5 protein-coding genes are annotated in these 6,050 nt (G+C 48.3%); 2 read left to right on the top strand and 3 right to left on the bottom strand.

From position 1 onward, the window contains the following. Positions 1–74: 74 nt before the first annotated feature. Together AB7U36_RS16590 and AB7U36_RS16585 are read left to right on the top strand one after the other, a co-directional pair. Positions 75–1,238: an MFS transporter gene (locus AB7U36_RS16590; protein WP_428160811.1), complete on the top strand. Its 1,164-nt coding sequence runs from the start codon at positions 75–77 to the stop codon at positions 1,236–1,238. An 11-nt stretch (positions 1,239–1,249) separates the two neighbouring features. After that, entirely contained in the window at positions 1,250–2,944 is a 1,695-nt protein-coding gene (locus tag AB7U36_RS16585; protein WP_428160810.1) for a B12-binding domain-containing radical SAM protein, read from the top strand. A gap of 6 nt (positions 2,945–2,950) precedes the next feature. Here the strand turns inward: AB7U36_RS16585 and pyk are convergent, their stop codons facing one another. From pyk to holA, 3 genes are all read right to left on the bottom strand, one after another. Beyond that, complete coding sequence (gene pyk, locus AB7U36_RS16580) at positions 2,951–4,381, bottom strand: pyruvate kinase (RefSeq protein ID WP_428160809.1); 1,431 nt, start codon at positions 4,379–4,381, stop codon at positions 2,951–2,953. Positions 4,382–4,492: 111 nt separating this feature from the next. After that, entirely contained in the window at positions 4,493–5,080 is a 588-nt protein-coding gene (locus AB7U36_RS16575) for a Uma2 family endonuclease (protein ID WP_428160808.1), read from the bottom strand. Between the two features lie 80 nt (positions 5,081–5,160). After that, a complete protein-coding gene (gene holA / locus AB7U36_RS16570; RefSeq protein WP_428160807.1) occupies positions 5,161–5,976 on the bottom strand; it encodes a DNA polymerase III subunit delta in 816 nt (271 codons plus the stop codon). Between the last annotated feature and the right edge of the window lie 74 nt (positions 5,977–6,050).

Here is a 6,050-nt window from a genome sequence, read left to right as displayed (position 1 = left end):
GAAATACCCCAATTTTATGCCAAACAGCATCCGAAAAATTTGCGTTTCCCATAGGTTGTCCCTCCAGATACTTGATGTTGAGGAGGATAAATTATGGACAGTCCGACAAATGTCAACAGAACCTAAGCCTGGTTCATTTTACCGGAGATTTCTATTCTGCCTTTTTCACCCCTTTGCTGCCCGCATTCCAGGCCAAGCTGTGCCTTACCCTGACCCAGGTGGGCCTGATTACCGGGGCCGTGCGCTTCTTATCCTTTATGGTGCAGCCGGCGGTGGGGTATCTGGCTGACAGGTACGAAACCCGCTGGTTTGTACTCACCGGACTGTTTCTGGTCTTTTTTGTCATTCCCTTTTCCGGAATTGCCCCCAATTACTGGATATTGCTTGCCATTCTGTGTCTGGGATCCTTTGGTTCCTCCATGTTTCATCCGTCCACCTCGGGCATGGTGAATGTGTATGCCGGAAACCGGGCAGGCTTTGCCCAGTCTATTTTCAATACCGGCGGAACCCTGGCCTTTGCTTTGGGTCCTGTGTTCATTACCTGGTATGTAAGCCGCTTGGGTCTGTCTGCCATGCCCTGGACCATGCTTCTGGGCCTTGTTTCCTTTATTTTCTGCCTGAAATATATGCCCAACCCCGTATCCGAAAATATGGCGGGATTAGGATTTATCAACAGTTTAAAACACACCTTTGGAAAAGTGTATAAAACGGTTTTTTTAATCTGGCTGGTCATGGTGCTGCGGGCCGTTGTGGGCCAGACCTTTCTGACCTTCATGCCCATTTACCTGACCCTTCACGGCCATGCCCTGCCCTCTGTGGGTGTGACCATTGCGCTTTTCACCATTGCCGGTACCCTGTCCGGGCTGACCGCAGGCTATTGCGCAGACCGGTTCGGGTTCAAGCCTGTTTTTTTTCTGTCATACCTGGTCATGCCGCCAACCCTGTTGATGTTTTTATACATGCCGGGGCTGGGGACCTACGCAGGATCTTTTCTTTCCGGTTTTTTTGTGCTTGCCCCCATGCCTCTGGGTGTGGTCATGGCCCAGAAGCTTGCACCCGGATCCAGGGCCATGGCAGCCAGTCTGATGATGGGACTGGCCTATGGGCTTGGCGGGGCGGTTTCCCCGGGAATCGGCTGGCTGGCGGATATTTTCGGACTGACCATCGTCCTTAAATGTATCGCATGTATTCCGCTGGCCTGCCTTGTACCCATTGCCCTGTTCCCCAAGATAGAGTAGGCACACGCGCCATGCCGGATGTTGTTCTAATTGCCCCGCCCATCCGGGAATTTTACCTGACAAAAAAGCGCACCATTCCCTACGGGCTTGCCTGTATTGCCACACAGCTTGAACAGGCCGGATTTTCGTGTATCATCATTGATGCGCTTGCCAGGGATAAATCAAAGATCATTGAATACCCGGAAGAATTTTTCCACCTGGTTCCCCATTACGGGAAAACCGATCTTACGTTTTTCTCTTTGTTCCACCATTACAGACACTTTGGCTGCAGTTTTGAGCATATTGCCAATCTGGTCAGGCAGGAAAAACCCTTTTTAGTGGGCATATCCGCCTTGTTCACCCCCTACTGGGGCCAGGCCCTGGACACGGCAAAGGCGGTGAAACGGTTCTGGCCCCACGCCTTTATTGTACTGGGCGGACATCATGTGACCCAGTTTCCCGAAACCTGCCTTGAATACAGGGAGATTGATTTTCTAATCCAGGGCGAGGGCGAAGCACCCATGGTAGAGCTTGCACGGCTGCTAAAGGGCCAAACGCCCGGCAGGTTGCCGGCATTACCCGAACCAGATGATTTAAGACAGATCAGCGGCATCGGGTTCAGGCAGGGCAATGATATTGTTCTTAATCCGCCTTTCTGGGCGGATTCGCCACATGGATTAGACAAAAAGGCGTTGGATAAAATTGACTGGCACTTTTACCAGCGCAATCAAAAAGCAGCCATCACCGTTGTGGCCTCCAGGGGATGTCCTTTTCGGTGTTCCTATTGCGCGGTGTCCGCATCCAGCAATTATGCGGATTTTCGGATGCGCCCGGTTAAAGATGTTCTTGATGAAATCAAATTGCAGGCAAGGGTTAAACAGATTGGGTTCATTGATTTTGAGGATGAAAATTTAACCCTTAAAAAATCATGGGTACTGGAACTTCTGGACGGCATCCGGCAGATATTCAAGGGACAGGATATAGAACTGAGGGCCATGAACGGGCTTTTCCCCCCATCCCTTGACGCAGAGATCCTGACATCCATGAAAGCCGCCGGTTTTAAAACGTTGAACCTGTCCGTGGGCTCTTTCAGTGCTGCCCAGTTAAAGCGCTTTAAACGCCCGGATGTCAGAGATGCCCATGACAGGGTCCTGGACATGGCCAAGGATCTGGATCTGGATTGTGTCTCTTATCTTCTTGGGGCAGCGCCCGGTCAGGCAGCCGCCACCACCCTGAATGATCTTTTGACACTCGCGGCCAAAAGAACCCTTGCCGGCCTGTCCATCTATTATCCAGCCCCGGGCAGTGCTGATTATGCCCTGTGTGAAAAACGACAATTGCTGCCCCATGATTTTATGTTAATACGTTCCACAGCCTTTCCCGTGGCAGATACCACTTCCAGGCTTGAAGCGGTAACACTGTTACGCCTGGCAAGAATCTTGAATTTTCTTAAATCCTGTGTGGATCAAAATGGTGTTTTGCCCAAGGCTGTAAGTACCGGAGACGTTTTAGAAATTGAAAACAGCTGCCATTCGGAGATGGACAGATACAAGGCCAGCACCCTTTTAATCCGCCTGTTCTTAGCAGACGCGATTCCCAGGGGAATGGATCATGAAGGCCGTATTTACCATCATCCCCACAGTATTGAGTTATGTAGAAAATTCATGCAAGGACTTTCAGATATGAACCTGTGCGGTGCTCTCAGATCTTCTTCTCCCGCGACATAACCTGTTTTATTTCCGCCTTAAGGTGCATTGGTCACTGAAATTTTTTGCATTGCTGATTTCAATAAAAGAGGCCCCCCGTTCAGGCCCGAAACTGCCGGAAAGCACAATAATCAGGTCGTCATCGTTAAAATAATGATCTGCAATTAAACGGCAGATGGAACCCATAATTGATTCCCTTGGACTTGCCCCCAGAGGAATGTACTCCGGGAATACCCCAAAGGACAACGAGAGCCGGCGCATCACTTTTTTATCGTAAACCTGGGCCAAAATCGGGCTGTCCCCCCGGTAGGCAGCCAGGGCCAGAATGGTTTTTCCGGAAAGTGAATCCGCCACAATCCCCCTGGTGTTCAAACGCAGGGCAGACTTCACGGCAGCCTTGGCAAGATAGTCTGTCAGCTTGTCTTCACTTGAATAGGGGACATCAATGAATGAGCTTCTTTTTAACTCCACCTCCTGGGCAATCCTGGCCATGGTCTGCACCGCTTGTTCAGGATATTGACCACTGGCAGTCTCACCTGACAGCATCAGCGCGTCTGTATGATCCAGGCAGGCATTGGCCACATCCGATACCTCCGCCCTTGTGGGCCGTGGTGATTTAATCATGGAATGCAGCATCTGAGTGGCCACAATAACAGGCCGTCTAAGTTCAATACAGGTTTGGATAATATCTTTTTGAAACAACGGAATTTTTTCAGTTGGGATTTCAACGGCCAGATCACCCCTGGCCACCATCACCCCATAGGCATGTTCCAGAATTTCCCGAAGATTATCCACACCCTGGGCATTTTCAATCTTGGCAATGATCTTGATTGGGGACTTCTTTTCATCAAGAATATTTTGAACCGCCAGGACATCTTCCTTGTTGCGAACAAAGGAGTGGGCAATAAAGTCAAGATCCTGGTCTGCGGCAAAGGCAATAAACCCTTTGTCCTTTTCGCTCAAGGCCGGCAGTTTAACATGGACCGATGGGATATTGACACTTTTTCTGGGATAAATCACCCCGTCATTTTCCACGAAACAGATGAGATGGCCATCTGCCTTGTCTGTCACTTTCAGGGCAATGCATCCGTCATCAATGAGAATGGAAGTACCAACCGGCACATCATCGACAAAATGCGCGTAGGATACGCAGATCACATCTTCCGTGGAAATCCCGCCTGCCTCTCCTTTGATGCGGATGGTATCCCCGGAGACGACAGACCGGGGCTCTTTAGCATCACAGGTTCTGATTTCAGGGCCTTTGGTATCCAGAAGGATACCGATCTTGTCCGATACCTTGCGGGTGTTTTCAATAACCTGCCTGGCATCATCATGACTCATGTGCGCCGTATTCAGGCGCACCACGTTCATACCGGCCTTGTAAAGCGTTTCAATGAATTCAACCGAACAGTTCAGGTTGGATATGGTCGCTACAATTTTTGTTTTACGCCTTTTCAAAGCAGCCCTCTCTTTCGGCACAATGCCATGATAAATTTTTATGTGAAAATCCCGATCAAAATAAATTCAATATATGACAACCATTCCCCGGATATCGCCAAGGCTTGTCTTTTATTCTGATTCAAATTTAATACCCCAGTAGATTTCAGACAACGGAACTTCACAATTGACAGATTCTATCTTTAAAATCTGGTCAGCACCCTTATATGAACAATATTCCCACTTGCCGTTATTCCGGCGTATGTACTGCTCAACATGATATTCGTCCTGGGAAACAAGGATGTACTCTTGAAGCGTTGAAATTGTTCGGTAATAAGCAAACTTTTTCCCTCGATCAAAGGCTTCTGTTGAATCTGAAAAAATTTCCATGATGGCAACCGGGTTTGTCAGTGTGTCAAACTTGTTATCCTCAAATTCTGCATCACCGCAGGAAATAGCAATATCGGGGTAAACATAACCGGTCTCTGTTTTTACCCGCATATCATTAGAAAGAGCCTCACACGTTGAGTTATCACCTTTAAACTTATTTCTCAATTCTCCTGTAAGATTCGCATTGATACGGATATGATTTATTTTAGCCCCGACCATGGCAAAAATCTCACCGTTAAAAAATTCATGTTTAATATCAAGAGAACTTCGTTCCATGGCCAAATATTCAGCCGGGGCCATATTATTTTCTTCTTGGGGTTGTGCAACCATTGATTCTCTCCTGTTTCGGCTGTTAGATTACCCAGGTGATCATCTTGCTATATTATATCAACCCGGTTTTTTTGGGTATCTTAAAGATTTGCAGGCTTGCGGCACAGGGCTATAATAAAATTTTCAAGCCCCGGGGCAGCGGCTGCCCCGGATGACTTAATGCGATAATCAAGGTCGGCAAGGGCATCTATCGCGCGTGTCAGTTCTTCCAGGGCAAAGTTTTCGGATTTTAAAAAATTCTGGAATATGGGATAGGGATTTTTGGGATTTGGGGCCAGCAAAAGGTCATTGGCCGGCAGTCTGGCAGATTTTCCCTTATTTTTATCCTCCCCGGCCATGAAAAGGCTTATGTTTTCTTCATTCTCCTTCAGGGTATTTGCATCCCAATCCATGATTACAGGCAAAAGCATCTGTTTGAATGTGTTGAACTGCATCTTTTTCAAAGGCGGCCCCCCTGCCCTGGCCGTATTCAGACCTGTTGTGAAGCACTTGATGGCCAACAGTTTTCTGATCAAATTTTCAAAGGTTTTTAAAATCTGTAAAGGATGAAATCCGTCGGACAACAAACCGGATAAAAGGGTAAGGGCTTTAGAGACATCCCGGTCCATCACTGCATTGGTCAGGGTAAATATAGGGTCCTTTTTATCCTTGTGCACCACAGCCCCAATATCAGCCACAGATATTTGATTTCTGCCCCCGGTATATGCCAGAAGTTTTTCCATTGCATTTGCAAATAAATCCGGATTAAATCCGGTCTGGTCCACAAGTGCTGCAAAGGCATCCGGGGCCATCTGCTTTCCGGTTTTTAAGAGGATCTGCCGGCTGATATCCCCCAGCACAGCCTGCTGTTCTTCGATGTCCGCCTTTCTGGCGCCCGAGGCAACACAGCAGTCCACCACCAGCCCGGACTCAAGGATGAGCTTGAATATCTATATTCTGCGGTCCGGTGCATCCGAGGTAAACACGAGCA

It is taken from the genome of Desulfobacter sp. (genome assembly GCF_050177295.1).
The sequence above is the reverse complement of the archived record's forward strand: the minus strand, read 5'-3'. Positions and strand labels throughout refer to the sequence as shown.

Coding starts and splice junctions, on each gene's coding strand:
- AB7U36_RS16590 (WP_428160811.1), top strand. CDS start 75: ATGTTGAGGAGGATAAATTATGGACAGTCCGACAAATGTCAACAGAAC.
- AB7U36_RS16585 (WP_428160810.1), top strand. CDS start 1,250: ATGCCGGATGTTGTTCTAATTGCCCCGCCCATCCGGGAATTTTACCTG.
- AB7U36_RS16575 (WP_428160808.1), bottom strand. CDS start 5,080: ATGGTTGCACAACCCCAAGAAGAAAATAATATGGCCCCGGCTGAATAT.